Raw genomic sequence first — 19,215 nt, 5'->3', positions numbered from 1 at the left:
TAAAACAACCGCCAATATGTTGCGAAGCATATTGACGGCTTTTGGATTATTGTGGTGTAGCGGTCTCCCTAAAAAATTGGGAAAACGTATTTTATTTCTTTAATGCATCCCTGATTTCGGCAAGCAGTTCCTCGGTAGTTGGTCCGGATGGAGCTGGCGGCGCTTCAGGCTTTTTCATTTTATTGACAGCTTTTACAATCAGGAACATTACAAAAGCAACAATAATGAAATCGATTACATTGGTAAGGAACTCGCCCCAAAGAACGGCAACTTCCCCTACAGTTTCACCTGCATCATTGACAGTGCCCTCCTTGATGATGTATTTCACCTCCTTGAAGTCGGCATTGAACAATAACCCGATGAGTGGAGAAACAATTCCCCCGGTGAAAGAACCTACCACTTTATTAAAAGCGGCACCCATAACGAAACCTACGGCGATATCCACCAGGTTTCCTTTCATTGCAAAGTCTTTAAACTCTTTTAAAAATCCCATTTTATAGTTTAGTAATTGGTTAATACCCCAACAATGTAATTAAAAAAGGGGGTTTTTCCATGAACAAGGGATAGAATCAGTAGGAAACAATCTCTCTTTTTACCCGCTGCGAAATAGCGGTAAGGATTTCATAGGATATGGTATTGGCTCCAGAAGCAAAGGTTTCTGCGGAATTTTCACTTCCAAAAACCAGCACCTCGTCACCTTCTTTGCACTCTATACCCGTAACATCTATCATGATCATATCCATACAGACATTACCGATAATGGGAGCCTTTTTTCCCTGTACGACCACAAAGGAATTTCCATTGCCGTATTGCCTGCCAATACCGTCGGCATGTCCCAGAGGGAGAGTTGCAGTTTGCCGATAACCTGCTGAGGTATAGGCTCTGTTATAGCCCACAGTTTCGTTGGGTTCTATTTTATGGATTTGAGAAATGATGGTCTTTAGAGTGGCCACTGGTTTCAATTGGGAATCTATTGCTTTGTCATTTCCATATCCATATAGTCCAATACCGCTTCTGACCATTTCAAATTGAGCTTCATCATAATTTAGTATACCGGAGGTATTCAAAATATGTCTCATTGGAGTATACCCGAATTTTTCCTCGAATTCTCCCGTAATTTTATCAAAAGCAGCAATCTGGTTTTGGGTGAACTCTTTCTCGTTGGCATCCTCTGAAGCGGCCAAATGTGAAAAAATAGAAACGATTTTGAGCTCGTGCCTTTCTTCCAGTTGTTTTGAGATGAAATCAATGTCATTTTCCCAAAACCCTAGTCTGTTAAGTCCGGTATTGAACTTAACATGCACTGGATATCCTTTTTGTTGCTTTTTTTGCGCAACTTCAAGAAATTGTTTAAGAATATTTGGGGAATATATACTGGGTTCCAGGCATCGGTCAATGAGCTCTTCAAAATTAACCGGTTGTGGGTGCAATACTAGAATGGGAGTCTCAATTCCGGCATCTCTGAGCAATACCCCTTCTTTTACATAGGCCACAGCAAAATAATCAACTTGTAGGGCTTCAAGTTTTTTGGCAATGGTGACCATATCGCTGCCGTAGGCAAATGCCTTGACCACGGCCATAAATTTGGTTTTTGGGTTTATCTTGGATTTGAGATACCTGTAGTTGTGTTCCAACGCATTCAGGTCTATTTGCAAGGTAGTCTCACCCACTTTATCCATCGGCCGTTTTCTTTTTTGTATCCACCTCTTCTACTTCAACGTCCAGTTGGCTTATTTTTTCCTTGAGCATGGCCTTATAAAAAGCAGCCCTACTAAGAGGTTCGTATTCCCCAGTCTCTCCCAAAAGCACCAATTTGTCATCGTTGGATTTTCTAAAGCTGTAATTGGCCAAGTTTCCGGTTCGTGTACAAACCGCATGTACCTTGGTAACATATTCTGCAGTAGCCATCAAGGCTGGCATAGGTCCAAATGGGTTTCCTTTAAAATCCATATCCAGTCCAGCTACCACCACTCGTACACCTCTATTGGCCAAATCGTTACAAACCGTTACGATTTCATCATCAAAGAACTGTGCCTCATCAATCCCTACCACATCACAATCATCTGCCAATAATCGGATATTGGCCGCGGCCGGAACGGGAGTAGACCTGATTTCGTTGGAATCGTGCGAGACCACCATATCCTCATGATAGCGAGTGTCCACAATTGGCTTGAAAATCTCCACCTTTTGCTTTGCAAACTGTGCGCGTTTGAGCCTTCTGATCAATTCTTCTGTCTTTCCAGAAAACATGGAACCGCAGATGACTTCTATCCATCCAAATTGTTCTTTATGGTTGACCGTGTTCTCGAGAAACATATTGTAACTTTAAACGAAAATGTATGATTTTTTCGTTTTATTAAGGGAAAGCACAAAACTACTAAAAAAATATACCTTGACTGGGGATTAAAATTTAACCTTTTGTTCGTAGGGGTATATGTAAAATGGTTTTATTTTTATAGTAAAGAAGCGAAGCGATGATAAGGAAATTAAGGGAGGAACTCATTAAATTGTCCACAGACATCATTACCTCCAGGGAGGATAAGGAATTGACAGAGCTTTATGACAAGGCCAAAGAAATTTATGAAAAATTGGCGGTCTTAAAGTTTATTGACGAAAAACTGAGCGATGTTGAGGTGGACGTATCCAAGAATGTGATTGCATCAAGATTTGAGAAGATGGCAAATGCGGTATTGAGTGGAAATATTGCGGTGCCAGAAAACAATCCGCATGAAGAGGACATTATGACCCCAGGCATGGACACCATCAAGGATATGGTTTCTGAAATGCCTTCAGAAATGGCCATTGAACATGTGTTTACAGAGTTTGTGGCCAAGCCTGATTATATGAAAAACGACAAGGAGAACATTTCTCCTTCCGAAGAAAAAATAAAATCGGAACAAGCCACGTCCAAATCCTTGAACGACACCTTGGTAAAGGAGCTTCAAATTGGATTGAACGATAAGCTTGCTTTTGTAAAACATTTGTTCAACAACAATATGGATGATTACATGCGTGTAATCTCCCAATTGAACACCATTGATACCGAAGAGAGATCAATAGCGTTCATCCACAACATGGTAAAACCAGAGTACAATAATTGGGAAGGCAAAGAGCAATACGAACAGCGCTTTACGACCTTGATTGAACGCAGGTTTGCTTAAGGAGCTCATTTTCGATTACTTTTTATATTTTTAGGAATACTCATTCCAAGAACACCAACATGAAAATTACTAAGATTGCCTTTTGGCTGTCCACTGCTTTATTGACGGCATTAATGTTCTTTTCCGTCTATAATTATTTTTTCAACTATGAAGCCATAAAAGGTTTTTTTGAAGCTATGGGCTATCCCATTTATCTTATTTATCCATTGGCCATAGCAAAACTGTTGGGCCTATTGGCCATTTGGGGCAATTTCTCAAAATGGTTAAAAGAGTGGGCCTATGCCGGATTCTTCTTTAATACCCTCCTAGCTTTTTTTGCCCATTACATGATTGGTGACGGTAGTCAAATGGGAGCCGCGATGGGACTTGTCTTTGTTTTGATCTCTTATTTCACGGGAAAGCAAGTAAGGCCGTAACTTTGGTCCATGGGAAAACTTTATTTGGTTCCAACTCCAATAGGTAATCTTGAGGACATGACCTTCCGAGCGGTCAATGTACTCAAAGAGGCAGATCTGGTTTTGGCGGAAGATACCCGCACTAGCGGAAAGCTATTGAAACATTACGACATTACCACCCCCTTGCAAAGCCATCATATGCACAATGAGCATAAACAATTGGATGGATTGATTGAAAAATTACAATCTGGATTGACCATTGCATTGGTTTCCGATGCAGGAACACCAGCAATTTCAGACCCCGGGTTTTTATTAACAAGGGCATGTGTGGAGCATGGAATTCAAGTTGAATGCCTCCCCGGGGCAACAGCTTTTGTACCTGCGCTGGTAAACAGTGGACTACCAAACGATCGTTTTGTTTTTGAAGGATTCCTGCCGATTAAAAAAGGAAGACAAACGCGCTTGCAACAATTGGCCGAAGAGACCCGCACCATGGTTTTTTATGAATCGCCCCATAAACTTGTCAAGACACTCACAAATTTTGTGGAACACTTTGGGGAGGATAGACCCGCTTCGGTATCCAGGGAACTTACCAAACTCTATGAAGAAACCGTAAGGGGAACTTTATCCGAAGTCTTGGACCACTTCAATCAAAAAGCTCCCAAAGGAGAGTTTGTAATTGTGGTGGCCGGAAAGAAATAAACTGTCAGCTTGCCAAAAAAATACGACCAATACCCTACAACCAAAACTTTGGGATGGTCAAAAAGTTCAAACCCGAGTTCAACAAGGTCTATTTCATTAATAAATATACCCTCTTCCATATCCTTTCTGGATCAGGGAGTATTCAGGTTGATTTTAAGAATTACACGGACTGGATGGACAAGGCCATTTATTTGGAAAAAGGGCAGTACATTAAATTTTTGTCCGATGATTTTGTGGTCCGGACCATTGAGTTTCCTTCTAAACATGTTTTTGACAATAGAGATGTTCGGGTACTGTTCAAACATCTGATCTCTCTAGGATATATCAATTTTAATGAGTGCACGGACTGTCAAAAATATCTTTCCGAAACAGTTTTTGAGACCAACACGAAAGAGATCATTGATGCTTCCTTGAAGCAATGGTTTTGGCAAAATCCGTTCAATGCCAGTAAAAATGAATACCAGGTTATTTTTGACATTAAAGAGGTCATTGACCAAGAATTCCCCAATCATCTGAACAACGAAGATTTGGCGGCCTTGTTCCGAAACAATGGATATCAGGCACATGCCCTGGTCAAAGATAAATTGGGAGTAACCCTGAGGACCATGCTCGACAGTAAGAGGTTGGTGGAGAGCAAAAAGGAAGTGGTGTTCAGCGACAAAAGCATTCAAGAAGTATCCTATGACATGGGATTTAAGGATCCTGCCTATTTCAATAGGGTCTTTAAAAAACGAACGGGTTACTCACCCACGCAGTTTCGGGAGAATTTTGACTATGAGCGAAAAGACCCTTTTGTTGAGGATATCATCCAGTTGGTCCGGGACCATCATGGACACGAACGATCATTAGCTTTTTATGCCGATAAAATGAACCTCTCCATAAAAGCATTGGAGAAAAAGACCAAGGACCGCATGAACGAATCCCTGGGAAGACTTATCCGAAATGAGATTCTGAATACATCAAAAAAACTCCTGGTTGAGGATATCCCAATCAAAGAAGTTTCCATCCAACTGGGTTTTGAAGAGCCCAATCACTTCTCCACATTCTTTAAACACCAAACGGGGATAAACCCTTCCCAATTCAGAAAAGAAAAAGTACAAGAGAACACTCCTTTTTTGTAGCAACCTTCTTCCAAAGTAGGGGGAGATTTGCCATGTAATTACAAACTAAATTTTATTTAATCAGTAAAAGCATAGCAAATGGATATTAGAACCCTAGCTACAGAAATGGACAGCATGGTTGCGCAAGGCGCAATTGTGGATGCTGTGGAGAAGTACTTTGCGGAAGACGTGAATACTTCGGACTATAACAACGTGACCACCACGGGAAAAGCCCAGATGGTGGAGAAAATGGAGGGCTTTTTAGGTGCAATTGCCAAAATAAACGGTATAGAGCTGCACAGGACCCTTGTTGACGGAAATGTCTCCGCTTCAGAATTCACATTTGATTTTTTGATGAAGGATGACAGTAAAGTGTATTGGCACGAAATCATTAAGAGAGTTTGGAATGATCAGGGCCAAGTAATTCATGAAGAATACTTTAACGCTTAAAACAAGAACATGAAACTTAGGTTTATTACCCCAACATTACATGGAGTTGCAGATTATTCTGCCGGTTTGGGCCTTGTGGTCGCTCCCTTTCTGTTGAATCTCGGAGAATCCTCAAGTATGGCAATTTGGTTTTCCTTTTTTACGGGTCTGGCTGTTTTTGCAGCCAGCTTGTTGACAGATTACAAACTGAGCGCGTACCGGTTGATCCCTTTTCAAGGGCATTTGGCCATAGACTTGGTGGTTGCTGTAACCTTTATGGTGGCCCCCTTTGTATTCGGATTTTCAGGAATAGATGCCATCTATTATTGGTTCAACGCCACCGTGGTCTTTTTGGTGGTTTCACTAAGTGCAAGTAAATAATAACTAGTAAAAACAAAAACAATGAAAACTTTAAAGAACATAGCAATTTTATTGGTAGCTGCGTTGGCTACAACAACAACATTTTCACAAGACAAAAAAGCAAATAACATTGACAACAGTAATATCGCCCTTCAGGGCTACAGCCCAGTTTCCTATTTGGATTTGGGGATTGCCCAAAAGGGGATCAAAGAGTTCAAATCGGAACACAACAAAGTGGTTTACTACTTCACCGATGCTGAGCAGAAAAAGAAGTTTGACAAAAACCCGAGCAAATATTTGCCACAATATGGCGGATACTGCGCCTTTGGAGTGTACGCAGGAGCCAAGTTTAGACCAGACCCCAACAAATTTATTGTAAAGGATGGAAAGTACTTTTTGTACCTATATAATATAGAGTTGGATGCACAGCAACTTTGGTTGGCAGAAAACAACCACAGTGGACTTATTAAAAAGGCCAACTCCAACTGGCAGAAGTTGAAAAGCACTTACAATTAAATTACTCCTGATTGATTGTGTGCTGAAATACCCTGGCAACTAGTTTGTTGGGGTATTTCTCATTATTTTACGTTATTAATTCAGCAAAATGGAAACCCTTTTCACCCAAATAAGAAACTGTACCATTTGTTCTCCGCATTTACCATTGGGACCAAGACCCATTGTGGCGGGAACAGCAAGCGCAAGAATTTTGATCATAGGGCATGCACCGGGAACCAAGGTGCACCAAACAGGGGTTCCGTGGGATGATCAAAGTGGAAAACAATTGCGAAAATGGATGGGTATAACCGATGAGGAGTTTTATGACGAGACCAAAATTGCACAAATGCCCATGGGGTTTTGTTACCCGGGAAAAGGGAAATCTGGAGACCTACCACCCAGACCGGAATGTGCTCCGCAGTGGCACAAACCTATTTTGGACAACCTATCCAACCTAAAACTAACCATCTTGATAGGCCAGTACTCCCAACGACACTATTTAGCAAGACAAATGGAAAAGAATTTGACCGAAACGGTCAGAAATCATAACAAATACCTTCCCCAATACTTTGTATTGCCCCATCCATCTCCTAGAAACCGATTCTGGCTGAGCAAAAACCCTTGGTTTGAAGAGGAGGTGCTTCCCCAATTAAAGCAATTGGTTTCGGAACATTTAAAAATTCAGTAAGAAACATTGGACCGAAGCCTGCTAAACGTTTCTGGCTTCATGTTGAGATAAGAGGCCAGGTATTTTTGTGGTATCGTTTTTAGCTCTTCGGGGCAGCGTTGCATAAAGGCAACATAGCGTTGTTCGGCAGAAAGCGTTAAGAGTTCCACTTCCCTGCTTAACCGTCCGAACAATATATTCTGAAAAAACTCATGCCCCCATTGATGAAACTCTGGACACCTTTTAAAAAGCTCCAAATAATCGGCATGTGATATGGCCAAAAGCTTTGAAGGTTTCAAGGCCTCTAAAAAAGTTTGTGCTGGCGCTTGGGCAATGAACGAATCGAATACCCCGGACGGACTTCCGGAATAGGAGAACCCCAACACCACCTTTTCACCCTTTTCATTGAGCAAATAAATGGCTTGCACCCCTTCCAGCACAAAATAGAAATAGCGCTCAGTACTTCCCGCTTCTGTGATGAGGTCATATTGTTTAAATGATTTAGGGTGCCAGAGGGATCTAAAAAAGGTCTCATCATCAGAGCCTAAGTTCACTTCTGGGAAGAACGCCTTTAGGCGAAGAAAAGTTTCATCATCCATATGGAAGATTATTTTCCTCAAAAATAAGATATAAAGTTCCTCGCTCTAATAGAGAGGTCTCCACTTTAGTGGAGGGGAGCGGTTGAGATTGATTTTTTTGGACAAAAACCAGTAACTTCACTTATCGGGTCCTAAAAACCATTGAAACAGTTTTTATATGCCCAGTTATCAATGAATATAAAAAAGATGTGAAATGACATTAAAAGGAAAACAACATCTTGATGCCTTACAACAAGAAACCTTAATGATCCTTCGATATTATTTTGCTCTTTTAAGATTATTCAGAAAAAAGGACTTTGATAAAATTAGCAGATCACATTTTGTTGACAGGATTATTTCCATGAAAGCTTTGGAAAATGATTTGGTCATTAGAATATCAAAGTTTGACGATAAAAATAAAAAGACACATTCTTTGCATAATCTAGTAAAAGAATTAAACTCTCATAAAGATATTTTTGAAATAAAATCAAAACTGATTGAATTCACAACGGGACTAAGGCCTCTAAAAACCCAAAGAAGACATAAACAATTGGCGCATTTGGAATCTGGAAAAGAGGACAATGATTATATGATTAGATATAATTTATTGCCACATGTGAAAAGAATTGTCAATTTATTGGATCTTATAACTGGTAAGACCGTAACGTACGTATGGAAAGATGGAAGTCACGAAAAATTTGATTTAAGAAACGAAATATTGGCCAAAACTCATATTGCATACTTGAATAATAATTAACTATTTCTAAAACGTATGTAGTCAACCAAGTTGCAAGAATTATTTATTGTCTTACCCCAAAACCTTATCAATCTGCACTAGGTGCCGTTCCAAATGGCATAGCAGAAACTCAAAAGCTTCGGGCAAATAAAAATTGACAATTGGTCCTATGGCCGATGTGATTTTGATTCCCCTTACATCCATGCCCCTGCTTTGCAGAATAGCATCCTTAAGATGGGCATGAAGTGAGAAAAAATTCTCAAAAACCACATTTACTTGTTCCTGATCTAGTGAGCTCACCTCCAAAACGGGCTCAAAGCGCTTCATGGTCTTAATTTTCCACTTTCTTTTGCCATTTTTTGGGCGTTGCATTTCAATGACCATTTTTTGCCAGGCCCGGGCTTTAAATTCTTTGGAATCTGAATCAATGGCATCCAGCTGTTCCAAAGCATGGTTGATTTTATCAAAATATAGCCGATATGCGATGTTTAAATGTTCCAGCACCTCAGCAACGCACCAAGACTTTTCATGAGGAGACATGGTCAATCTATCCAAAGGCAACTGCTGGAGTTTTTCAACCTTTCCCAAGATTCCGTTGAGCCGTTGAATCTGATTTTCCGATGTTAAGATCAAGCGTGCCATAACTGTTCGTTTTTTGTTACAGCAAAGTTCAGGTTTCGAAAGTCAACAGATGTTGATGTAAATCAAGAAATAATGATATCTGGTATTAGTCCCATTGGTGAAATTGACATCAAAAAAGTGTCATTCTGAACCTGCCTGTTGGCAGACAGGTTTATTTCAGAATCTTATTATGGTCATGAGAAACTGAAACAAGTCCGCCCGTGCCGTTCGGACGGGTTCAGTTTGACGAAAAAGAAAACATTCGTGAGCCTTGGTGACATTCGTGTCAAAAAGCGTTCTTCAGAATTCCAACAATCTAATATCTAGACCCATCATGCTTCCCTTTTTCCCATCCGGTCTTGCCCAAGTATTGTTCGGCACTTTCAACTGCACCATCCTCAATGGATGTTCCCATAGAATCGTTCCATCGGTTGAGGTACCCAAACAAAGAGATTACCCCTAACATTTCTACAATCTCGCCCTCGTTCCAATGTTGGTACAATCTTTCTTTGATTTCTGCATCAACGGCATTGGGAACCTGCGAAGCGGCAAGGGAAAAATCCAATGCGGCGCGTTCCGCTTCAGAAAATGCCGGATGGGTTTTGTATTCCCAAATATTGTCCAATTGTTCCTGCTCCGCACCGTAACGTTCGGCGGCTCGTATGGCATGGGCCTGACAATAGCGGCATCCGGTGGCATTACTGCTCACCCAGGCAATCATTCGTTTTAAAGCTGAAGTGACCCTGCCCTCATTGGCCATAACCGCCTTATTGATATTGACAAATGCCTTGGAAATGGCCGGTCTGTACTGCATAGTCAATACTGAATTCGGACAAAAACCTAAGGTTTCGTTGAAGAATTCGGATAGTTTTTTAGTTTCTGGATCATGATCTGGATGTAGTGGGTTTACTAATGCCATTATAGGTCTATTTTGTTGTATTTTTATCCTTCACAAGAAACGAAATTTATGGCAAATACAAATCACGTTACCACCAAATGGTTGGGAGGAATGGCATTTGAAAGTAACAATCCATCTAGACATAATTTAAAGATAGATGCCGGTCCAGAAAGTGGAGGCGAAGGCGATGGATTGAGACCCAAAGCCTTAATGCTTTCAGGTTTGGCGGGTTGTTCCGGATTGGATGTGGCAATGCTGATCAAAAAAATGAAATTGGATGTAGACCATTTTCAAATAGAGACCATTGCCAATCTTACAGATGAGCATCCCAAATATTATGATTCAGTGGTTATCGAATATCATTTTCATGGCTCTAATCTCAAAGAGGATAAGCTTCAGAGGGCGGTGGATCTATCCGTGGAAAAGTACTGTGGCGTTATGGAGATGTTTCGTAGGTTTGCCAAGTTGGACATCAAAGTTCTATACCACCATACCTAGGGTGGGCTTTTAGAAAACAACCTCCGGTCCTTTTTTGAAACAATGGTTTTTCCGATAAAACCACGATCAATAAATGATCAACACATAAAACTGAAAAACAATATGCAACATAAGAAAAATTGGGCTTATGGGTTGTTGGTTGTATCAATAATACTTGCCATTCTTGGAGTAACAACAGCTAACTTCATATTTAAATCGGGCACAGCAGGAATGGGAATCATCATTCTGGCAGCCCTCAATTTTGGAGCAAGTAGGCGGTCCAAAGATGTTTGGATGATCATTGGCGCATTTCTATTTTCCATTATTGGCGATTGGTTTTTGTCCAATATGAACGGAGACAGCCTCATGTTTGTAAAAGGAATAGCCCTTTTCTTTTTGGCCCACGTGGGCTATTTACTTTATGCGTTGATGAACGGCAAGATAAAATGGAAGTTTACCATCATCTTGCTTGCAGCTTACCTCGTATTTTTCTTTTGGGTGCTTTACCCTACTTTCACGGATATGGCACTCATGGTGGCATCCTTGATTTATCTGCTTATTTCTTGTTTTTCTTTGGGCGCGTCAATGGGGATGAAAGGAAATCCCTCTGCCAAATGGAGTTACGTATTTGGTATTATCCTTATTCTATTTTCGGACACGATTATAGCCTTCAAAGAATTTTTGGACTTCCACATGTTCGATTTTCTAATTACCCCTACCTACTATCTTGCCCATATTTGCATCACCTTTTCATTGATCAAAAAATTTGAAATTACCCCAACCACCAATTAAAACCTATGAACGTTAGCCCATGCGATGGACCATAAAACCAAAACCTACACCCGAAGCTATTGAAAAGCTTTCTGCCGAGCTCAAGGTAGACAAGCTGATCGCCCACCTGCTGCTACAGCGTGGCATCACCAATTATGATGAGGCAAAAACCTTCTTCAGACCAGAATTAGATCATTTGCACGACCCCTTCTTAATGAAGGATATGGAAAAAGCGGTGGAACGTATTGAGCAGGCCATGGAAGCTGGAGAGAATATATTGGTCTATGGTGATTATGATGTGGATGGGACTACATCGGTGGCCCTCATGTCCTCCTTTTTGCAGGAAGAATATCCTAATGTGGCCACGTATATTCCTGACAGATACTCGGAAGGTTATGGGGTTTCCTTAAAAGGAATAGATTATGCGGCGGACAATGATATTTCTCTAATTATTGCCTTGGATTGTGGGGTAAAGGCTATTGAACAAGTCAATTACGCCAAGGAAAAAGGAATTGATTTTATCATTTGCGATCATCACCGCCCAGGGGATGTGTTACCCAGCGCGGTTGCCATTTTAGACCCAAAACGGGAAGACTGTGGGTACCCATACAAAGAGCTTTGTGGATGCGGGGTAGGATTTAAACTGATTCAGGCATTGGCCCTTGGACAAGGTAGAAACTTAGAGAGCTTGATTCCCTATTTGGACTTGGTGGCCACAGCAATAGCCGCTGATATTGTTCCAATGACCGGCGAAAATAGGGTCTTGGCGTATTATGGGCTTCAGGTGATCAACAGAAGTCCAAGAATTGGAATCAAGGCAATCATTGCCCAACTTAAAAAGAAAACCCTGACCATTTCAGATGTGGTTTTTGTTATTGCCCCACGAATAAATGCCGCAGGTAGAATGAAGCACGGAGAGCATGCAGTTAACCTTTTAACAGAGACAGACTGGGGAACGGCCCAGAAGTTTGCCAAAGAAATTGAAGAATTTAACTCGGAACGAAGAAGTTTAGACCAGGAGATTACACAGGAGGCCCTGCTTCAAATTAAAGAAAATGAAGAAGAGGAAGATTTTACCTCTGTGGTCTACAATGAAAATTGGCACAAAGGAGTCATTGGCATTGTGGCGTCACGTTTGTCCGAGACCTATTATCGTCCTACATTGGTGTTCACCAAAAGCGGAGACAAATTAGCTGCTTCGGCACGATCGGTGAAAGGGTTCGACGTCTACAATGCCCTAAGTGCATGCTCTGAGCATTTGATACAATTTGGGGGACATAAATATGCGGCTGGACTAACCATGTTGGAAGAAAGGTACGAAGCCTTCAAAAAGCAATTTGAACAAGTTGTAGCGGACACTATTGACCCAAGTTTACTACAACCCGAAATTGAGGTTGACCTTAAGGTAGACTTGAATGTGATCAATCCAAAATTAATGCGGATTTTACGGCAGTTTGCCCCTTTTGGCCCAGGGAACATGACCCCAGTTTTTATGACCGAAAATGTTCAGGATACAGGTTATGCAAAGGCAGTTGGTGAAGCTAAAAGGCACTTGAAACTTTCTGCTTACCAAAATGGAACCCCGCCCATTGGTGCCATCGGATTCAACCTAGGAGATAAGTTGGATAAAGTCAAAAACAAAAAAAGCTTTGATTTGGTGTATTCCTTGGAAGAAAATGAATGGAATGGAACCGTAAGCCTTCAACTTAAAATGAGACATATTCGCTAAAACCTATGGATCCGTACGCTGCTCTTCGCTATAAGGAATTCAATATATTTTTGGTCGTGCGTTTTGCCATGGTCTTTGCCTGGTCCATGCAATTCATTGTTATTGAGTGGCAGGTATATTCCCTTACCAAAGATCCACTATCTCTGGGGATTATAGGATTGATGGAGGTCATTCCGGCAGTGGGCATGGCTCTTTTTGCAGGACACGTAGTGGATCAAAAGGAAAAGAGGAACCTCCTGATTAAATGTATCATTGGGTTTTCCATAATTAGTTTGGGGCTTTTTTTGGTAAGTGACCCCAGTCTGGAAGCTTCTATTCCGCAGAACCAGATTCTTTATGCCATTTATTTTCTGGTTTTCCTAGGAGGATTGGTACGGGCATTTATCGGGCCTACGGTTTTTTCACTGATTGCGTTGATTGTTCCCAAGAAAATTTATCCCAATGCTGCCACTTGGAGTAGTTCTACCTGGCAGTTGGCTTCTGTTTTGGGTCCGGCCATTGCCGGATTTTCCATTAGCTGGATAGGAGTACACTGGTCTATGTGCTTGATTTTTGCATTTTCATTGATTGCACTTCTCTTTTTGTTCAAAATTCCTCAAAAACCCATTTTAAATCCAAAAATTGGGGAACCAGTAATTCAAAGCTTAAAAGACGGACTACGATTTGTTTTTGGAAGCAAAGCTATTTTTGGAGCGTTGACTTTGGATATGGTAGCGGTGCTTTTTGGTGGCGCAGTGGCTCTTTTACCTATTTATGCCCAGGACATATTGCATGTGGGATCGGAAGGATTCGGAATTTTACGTGCAGCCCCCGCTGTTGGAGCCTCATTGACCATGTTGGGATCAACTCGATTTCCGTTACATAAAAATGCAGGTAAAAAACTGTTGTGGGCTGTATTCGGATTTGGAATTTGTATACTCGTATTTGGTATCTCCGAACTGTTTTGGCTCTCTGTGATTGCCCTGTTCCTTAGTGGAGCGGTAGATGGAGTTTCTATGATTATTCGCCAAACCATATTACAACTTAAGACTCCGGACAATATGAGAGGCAGGGTTGCCTCCGTTAACTCCATATTTGTTGGATCATCCAATGAACTGGGGGCTTTTGAAAGTGGATTGGCCGCCAAGCTTTTGGGTACGGTGCCTGCTGTGGTTTTTGGAGGGTGTATGACCCTGTTAACTGTTGGAACTACGGCCCTCGTATCTCCAACATTCAGGAAACTGGATTTATCAAAAGATGTCGAAGACCAACAGAAGGAATAACTACTAGGTGAACAGGTAGAATTGTTTTACAACATCTTTCAATCAATTCTCGGGATTTCTTTTTTATGAACGGCATCAGTTTTTTTGAAAAGCTGATGGTGAAGCCTCAAATACTGGCACACCCGTTTCATGACTTTAATCATAAAACGCCTCTAATAAGGGCCTTACCTTCGTTGGTACTTATTATTCTAAAGACTAATCTCAATGGACACGTTGACAAAAATCAAGAACAGGGTGTATTCCTTTGGTGACAAAAAAACCGATGGAAACAGCGAAATGAAGAACCTGCTGGGAGGCAAAGGAGCCAATCTAGCGGAGATGAGCAAACTGGGAATCCCTGTCCCTCCTGGATTTACAATTACTACGGAAGTATGTACAGAATATAACGATCTAGGCAGGGACGCTGTCATAGGTTTATTGCAAGAAGATGTTGCAAAATCAGTTGAGAACATTGAAAAAAGTATGGGGACTTCCTTTGGCGACAATGAAAACCCACTCTTGTTGTCCGTTAGATCCGGAGCACGTGTTTCCATGCCGGGAATGATGGATACCGTCCTTAATTTAGGATTGAACGACGATTCTGTTCTGGGTTTGGCTAAAAAAACCGATAATGAACGTTTCGCGTGGGATTCTTACCGCCGTTTTATTCAAATGTACGGGAGTGTTGTTCTTGGGATGAAACCCGAGACCAAAGAAGATGAAGACCCCTTTGAAGAAATTATAGATCACCTTAAAGAGAAAAGACACATACAGCACGACACCCAGTTTACCATCCAGGATCTTCAGGATTTGGTATATGACTTTAAGGATGCTGTCAAGAAAAGAACCGGACATGATTTCCCTACTGATCCTTGGGATCAATTATGGGGAGCAATAATAGCTGTTTTTAATAGCTGGAATGGAGACAGGGCAAAATATTACCGTAAAATTAATGGTATCCCTGCGGATTGGGGTACTGCAGTGAACGTTCAGGCAATGGTCTTTGGAAACATGGGAGACAGTTCTGCAACGGGAGTGTGCTTCACCAGAGATGCCGCCACTGGGGCCAATGAGTTCAATGGCGAATATTTGGTCAATGCCCAAGGAGAGGATGTGGTAGCAGGGGTACGTACGCCTCAACAAATTACTCATTTAGGCTCTATTCGATGGGCCCAATTGGCACAGATAGATGAAGAGGAAAGACTGAAAGATTATCCTTCACTGGAGGAAATCATGCCCGAACTCTATGCGGAACTGTTTGGCTATCAAGAATTGTTGGAAAAGCATTATCGAGATATGCAGGATATGGAGTTTACCATTCAAGATGGAAAACTTTGGATTCTTCAGACCAGAAATGGTAAACGTACAGGGGCTGCCATGGTCAAAATAGGCATGGATTTATTAAAAGAAGGCCTACTTGATGAGAAGGAAGCCCTGATGAAGATAGAACCCAATAAGCTGGACGAGTTACTGCATCCGGTCTTTGATCCAAAAGCATTGAAAAGAGCGCATGTAATTGCACAAGGACTACCTGCTTCGCCAGGAGCCGCTACAGGTCAGATTGTATTTTTTGCTGATGAGGCCAATAAGTTCAAAAATGCCATTTTGGTCCGTATGGAAACTTCACCGGAGGACTTGGAGGGAATGAACTTGGCCAAAGGGATTTTGACCGCTAGAGGAGGGATGACCTCCCACGCAGCAGTTGTTGCCAGGGGAATGGGTAAATGTTGTGTTTCTGGTGTTGGTGCTTTGAAAATCAGCTATAAGAAAAGAACATTGACAGTTGATGGTAAGGTATACCACGAAGGGGATTGGATTTCCCTAAATGGGTCTACAGGTAATGTTTTTGAAGGAAAAGTAGCCACTATACAACCAGAGTTGGCAGGTGAATTTGCCGAGATCATGGCACTTTCCGATAAATTCATGACCATGGAGGTACGTGCCAATGCCGACACTCCCAAAGATGCAAAAGTTGCAAGGAGTTTTGGAGCGACTGGAATAGGTTTGGCAAGAACAGAGCATATGTTCTTTGAAATGGACCGAATCAAAGCTATGCGGGAGATGATTTTGGCAAGCACGGTCAAGGGAAGGAAAGCAGCATTGGAAGAGTTATTGCCTATGCAACGCAAAGATTTTGAGGAAATGTTCGAGGCCATGCAAGGTCTGCCCGTCACTGTACGTCTATTGGATCCTCCGCTTCATGAGTTTGTGCCGCACCAGTTGGCAACTCAGAAAGAGTTGGCTGAAGATCTTCATATTTCTTTGGAAGCTGTAAAATCGAAAGTGGCAGAGTTGGAAGAGTTTAACCCAATGTTGGGACACCGAGGATGCCGCTTGGGGAATACCTATCCAGAAATTACAGAGATGCAGGCCAGGGCGATTATAGAAGCGGCCTTGAACCTAAAAGCCAAAGGAATTGTTTCCAAACCTGAAATTATGGTACCTCTGGTAGGAACGGTAAGCGAATATGTTGAACAGGAAAAAATCATTAGAGAAACTGCCGAAACTGTTTTCAAAGAATACGAAGACACGCTAGAGTTTAAAATTGGGACCATGATTGAGGTGCCGAGGGCTGCATTGATGGCTGAGGAAATTGCGAAAAGGGCTGAATTTTTCTCCTTTGGAACAAATGACCTTACCCAAATGACCTTTGGTTACTCAAGAGATGATGCCAGTAAGTTTTTGCCTGTTTATTTGGAGAAAGGAATATTGCCCGCGGATCCATTTGAGGTTCTAGATCAAAATGGTGTAGGGCAGTTGGTGAAAATGGGAACCAATAGAGGAAGGGAAACCAATAGCAAACTTAAAGTGGGTATCTGTGGTGAGCATGGAGGTGAACCCACTTCAGTGGAATTCTGCTATAAAACAGGAATCAACTATGTTAGTTGCTCACCCTTTAGGGTGCCTATAGCCAGAGTTGCAGCAGCACAAGCTGCCATTAAATAGAAATACAGGTTTTTTCATATCCACGAAAGTGCTCCAGTCCGATCAGTGATTTTTCTTATTGGGCTGGGGCACATTATTTTGGGTAAGCAGTGAAAGCTCGTTTCCATCAAAAACTGCATAGGTAAAATACTGGATCCAATCCCCAAGATTGGTATATCTTGATTTTTCACCTAGCTCAATTTCCATGGGAAGATGGCGATGCCCGAACACAAAATGGTCAAAATGTTGTATTTCCAGTTTTCGTTTTGCATAAAGGATGAGCCACTCCTTGTCCTCGCCCAAAAATTTGGCATCCGCCTCTCCAGATATAATTTTATTGTTGACCGATAAGTGTTGAGCCAAACGAACGCCCCAATCAGGATGTAACCACTTAAAAAACCACTTGGCGACGGGATTGGTAAACACTTTTTTCATTCGTTTGAAGCCCTTATCGCCAGGGCCCAGACCATCTCCATGGCCTATGAAAAATGAAGTATCGTTGATTAAATATTGTTGCGGTTTGTGATAAACAGGAATACCTAGCTCCTCTTCAAAATAACCATTCATCCAAAGATCATGGTTACCCACAAAGTAGGTTATCTGAATCCCCATATCTGAAAGTTCGGCCAGTTTTCCCAGGGTTCTGGTGAACCCCTTGGGCACTACGGTCTTGTATTCAAACCAAAAATCGAATAGATCCCCCATCAAAAAAATGGCATGGGCGTCATGTTTGATGGAATCCAGCCAGGCTACAAATCTTTTTTCTCTCGGCAGACTGTCCTTGCGGGTGGGTGCTCCGAGATGATTGTCACTTGCAAAGTAGACTTTCTTTCCTGCTGGAAGGGTAATGGATTTCATTTACTTGTAAAGATAAGAATAACCTGCTTTGGGATTTGGACACTTTAATTGTCGGCCGCAAACCACTCTGCATAGGAACTTTCGGTTTCTTGCAATTTAAGGGAGTGCAATTGAATGTTTTTGGGAAGCCTTGATTTTATTTTTTTGGCAAAGTCAATCACCATATTCTCACTGGTTGGCTGATAATCCGCCAAAATAACATTGTGTCCTCTTGCTTCAAGTTCGTTCGCAAGTTCAACATGGGGGGTGTTCTTGTTGAAAATGGTAGCATGATCAAATCTATCCACTATTTCCTCCTTCACAATTTTCTTTAGGTCACCAAAGTCTATGACCATACCCAGTTTTACATGATTTACATCCGTAATGGGGGAGCCAATAACTGTTACCGACAGTTTATAGCTGTGGCCATGGACATTCCTACATTTACCATCGTAGCCGTAAAGTGCGTGACCTGTTTCAAAAGTAAATTGCTTGGTTATCCTAATATTTCCCATAACAATGTTATTAGGGGGCAAAGATAGTCAACTAAAGGAGGTATTTAGAAAGGTTTGGGGTTTATCTTAACGTGTATAACAGATATGAACCACCAATGACCAACAAAGGTGAAGCTATCATCATCAATATTACACTAGCTCTGTAAAGCCCCCAAAAGGCTACAATTTTTACATTACCAAAATCCTTTCTATCATAGACTATTTTTACCTTATCACCTACTTGATATGAGGGAGGGCTGGAGGCAATTGGGCTAATATACTCCCTAAGGGCATTGGTACGGTCCTTGAACTCAAAAATAGGGGTATAAGTAGTTCCGTCGCTATCATAGTTGGTCTGGAGCTCAGTAACTACCGCTGTGGTCCGAATCCCGTCCATGAGTAGATTTTGGGTCTTGTTATATTGCTGGACCGCGAAGTAGGACAGGAGCAGTCCCAATGCAAAAAAACCGCCATATAAAAGTAACCACATAGTATATCTTTTAGCGGCCATTGAGGCTATCTTTTAAATCGTTTTCTATTACGATATCTTGTAATAACATATACCGCAATGACCAAAACGGCCAACATGGGAAGAATAA

The 19,215-nt window shown here is 41.6% G+C and carries 23 protein-coding genes; 14 read left to right on the top strand and 9 right to left on the bottom strand.

Annotated elements, in window-relative coordinates:
• Positions 1-91: 91 nt before the first annotated feature.
• From mscL to DX873_RS10220, 3 genes are all read right to left on the bottom strand, one after another.
• Positions 92-493, bottom strand: a complete 402-nt coding sequence (gene mscL, locus DX873_RS10230) for a large conductance mechanosensitive channel protein MscL (RefSeq protein WP_116184345.1) — start codon at positions 491-493, stop codon at positions 92-94.
• A gap of 76 nt (positions 494-569) precedes the next feature.
• Positions 570-1,679, bottom strand: a complete 1,110-nt coding sequence (alr, locus tag DX873_RS10225) for an alanine racemase (protein WP_116184344.1) — start codon at positions 1,677-1,679, stop codon at positions 570-572.
• Complete coding sequence (locus DX873_RS10220) at positions 1,672-2,316, bottom strand: thymidine kinase (protein ID WP_116184343.1); 645 nt, start codon at positions 2,314-2,316, stop codon at positions 1,672-1,674. Before DX873_RS10220 ends, alr begins: the two co-directional genes overlap by 8 nt.
• Positions 2,317-2,474: 158 nt before the next feature.
• Here DX873_RS10220 and DX873_RS10215 point away from each other — a divergent pair, with 158 nt between their 5' ends.
• The 8 genes from DX873_RS10215 to DX873_RS10180 all read left to right on the top strand — a co-directional run bounded on the left by DX873_RS10215 (position 2,475) and on the right by DX873_RS10180 (position 7,330).
• Entirely contained in the window at positions 2,475-3,161 is a 687-nt protein-coding gene (locus DX873_RS10215; RefSeq protein ID WP_116184342.1) for a hypothetical protein, read from the top strand.
• A 59-nt stretch (positions 3,162-3,220) separates the two neighbouring features.
• Positions 3,221-3,577 (top strand): DoxX family protein, encoded by a 357-nt coding sequence (locus DX873_RS10210; protein WP_116184341.1) that lies wholly within the window; start codon positions 3,221-3,223, stop codon positions 3,575-3,577.
• Between the two features lie 9 nt (positions 3,578-3,586).
• Complete coding sequence (gene rsmI, locus DX873_RS10205; RefSeq protein ID WP_116184340.1) at positions 3,587-4,258, top strand: 16S rRNA (cytidine(1402)-2'-O)-methyltransferase; 672 nt, start codon at positions 3,587-3,589, stop codon at positions 4,256-4,258.
• 53 nt (positions 4,259-4,311) lie between these two features.
• Entirely contained in the window at positions 4,312-5,379 is a 1,068-nt protein-coding gene (locus DX873_RS10200; protein WP_116184339.1) for an AraC family transcriptional regulator, read from the top strand.
• Positions 5,380-5,457: 78 nt separating this feature from the next.
• Complete coding sequence (locus tag DX873_RS10195) at positions 5,458-5,808, top strand: nuclear transport factor 2 family protein (protein ID WP_116184338.1); 351 nt, start codon at positions 5,458-5,460, stop codon at positions 5,806-5,808.
• 9 nt (positions 5,809-5,817) lie between these two features.
• Entirely contained in the window at positions 5,818-6,168 is a 351-nt protein-coding gene (locus DX873_RS10190; RefSeq protein WP_116184337.1) for an SPW repeat domain-containing protein, read from the top strand.
• A 21-nt stretch (positions 6,169-6,189) separates the two neighbouring features.
• A complete protein-coding gene (locus DX873_RS10185; protein WP_116184336.1) occupies positions 6,190-6,663 on the top strand; it encodes a YHS domain-containing (seleno)protein in 474 nt (157 codons plus the stop codon).
• A gap of 88 nt (positions 6,664-6,751) precedes the next feature.
• Complete coding sequence (locus tag DX873_RS10180) at positions 6,752-7,330, top strand: uracil-DNA glycosylase family protein (protein ID WP_116184335.1); 579 nt, start codon at positions 6,752-6,754, stop codon at positions 7,328-7,330.
• Here the strand turns inward: DX873_RS10180 and DX873_RS10175 are convergent.
• Complete coding sequence (locus DX873_RS10175) at positions 7,324-7,908, bottom strand: Crp/Fnr family transcriptional regulator (RefSeq protein WP_116184334.1); 585 nt, start codon at positions 7,906-7,908, stop codon at positions 7,324-7,326. The two genes, DX873_RS10180 and DX873_RS10175, sit on opposite strands and share 7 nt — an antisense overlap.
• A 193-nt stretch (positions 7,909-8,101) precedes the next feature.
• Here DX873_RS10175 and DX873_RS10170 point away from each other — a divergent pair, with 193 nt between their 5' ends.
• Positions 8,102-8,644, top strand: a complete 543-nt coding sequence (locus DX873_RS10170) for a hypothetical protein (protein WP_116184333.1) — start codon at positions 8,102-8,104, stop codon at positions 8,642-8,644.
• 51 nt (positions 8,645-8,695) lie between these two features.
• Here the strand turns inward: DX873_RS10170 and DX873_RS10165 are convergent, their stop codons facing one another.
• Both DX873_RS10165 and DX873_RS10160 read right to left on the bottom strand, forming a co-directional pair.
• Positions 8,696-9,265, bottom strand: a complete 570-nt coding sequence (locus DX873_RS10165; RefSeq protein ID WP_116184332.1) for a hypothetical protein — start codon at positions 9,263-9,265, stop codon at positions 8,696-8,698.
• Between the two features lie 295 nt (positions 9,266-9,560).
• Complete coding sequence (locus DX873_RS10160) at positions 9,561-10,163, bottom strand: carboxymuconolactone decarboxylase family protein (protein WP_116184331.1); 603 nt, start codon at positions 10,161-10,163, stop codon at positions 9,561-9,563.
• Positions 10,164-10,211: 48 nt separating this feature from the next.
• On the opposite strand from DX873_RS10160, the gene DX873_RS10155 reads away from it, so the two are divergent.
• The 5 genes from DX873_RS10155 to ppdK all read left to right on the top strand — a co-directional run bounded on the left by DX873_RS10155 (position 10,212) and on the right by ppdK (position 17,306).
• The gene (locus DX873_RS10155) at positions 10,212-10,640 is read left to right on the top strand and encodes an OsmC family protein (protein WP_116184330.1); all 429 of its coding nucleotides are present in this window, start codon (positions 10,212-10,214) and stop codon (positions 10,638-10,640) included.
• 102 nt (positions 10,641-10,742) lie between these two features.
• Complete coding sequence (locus DX873_RS10150; RefSeq protein ID WP_181899468.1) at positions 10,743-11,411, top strand: lysoplasmalogenase; 669 nt, start codon at positions 10,743-10,745, stop codon at positions 11,409-11,411.
• A gap of 19 nt (positions 11,412-11,430) precedes the next feature.
• The gene (recJ, locus tag DX873_RS10145; RefSeq protein WP_116184328.1) at positions 11,431-13,119 is read left to right on the top strand and encodes a single-stranded-DNA-specific exonuclease RecJ; all 1,689 of its coding nucleotides are present in this window, start codon (positions 11,431-11,433) and stop codon (positions 13,117-13,119) included.
• Between the two features lie 5 nt (positions 13,120-13,124).
• A complete protein-coding gene (locus DX873_RS10140) occupies positions 13,125-14,381 on the top strand; it encodes an MFS transporter (RefSeq protein WP_116184327.1) in 1,257 nt (418 codons plus the stop codon).
• A gap of 204 nt (positions 14,382-14,585) precedes the next feature.
• Positions 14,586-17,306 (top strand): pyruvate, phosphate dikinase, encoded by a 2,721-nt coding sequence (gene ppdK, locus DX873_RS10135; RefSeq protein WP_116184326.1) that lies wholly within the window; start codon positions 14,586-14,588, stop codon positions 17,304-17,306.
• Positions 17,307-17,348: 42 nt separating this feature from the next.
• Here ppdK and DX873_RS10130 read toward each other — a convergent pair whose 3' ends face one another.
• The 3 genes from DX873_RS10130 to DX873_RS10120 all read right to left on the bottom strand — a co-directional run bounded on the left by DX873_RS10130 (position 17,349) and on the right by DX873_RS10120 (position 19,127).
• The gene (locus DX873_RS10130) at positions 17,349-18,143 is read right to left on the bottom strand and encodes a UDP-2,3-diacylglucosamine diphosphatase (RefSeq protein WP_116184325.1); all 795 of its coding nucleotides are present in this window, start codon (positions 18,141-18,143) and stop codon (positions 17,349-17,351) included.
• Positions 18,144-18,187: 44 nt separating this feature from the next.
• Entirely contained in the window at positions 18,188-18,637 is a 450-nt protein-coding gene (locus DX873_RS10125; RefSeq protein WP_116184324.1) for a 6-pyruvoyl trahydropterin synthase family protein, read from the bottom strand.
• 61 nt (positions 18,638-18,698) lie between these two features.
• Positions 18,699-19,127, bottom strand: coding sequence for a DUF3592 domain-containing protein (locus DX873_RS10120; protein WP_116184323.1), 429 nt, complete (start codon positions 19,125-19,127; stop codon positions 18,699-18,701).
• Positions 19,128-19,215: the final 88 nt, after the last annotated feature.

The organism is Flagellimonas nanhaiensis (assembly GCF_003382275.1).
Classification (GTDB): Bacteria; Bacteroidota; Bacteroidia; order Flavobacteriales; family Flavobacteriaceae; genus Flagellimonas; species Flagellimonas nanhaiensis.
This window is presented reverse-complemented; position numbering and strand designations above follow the sequence as displayed.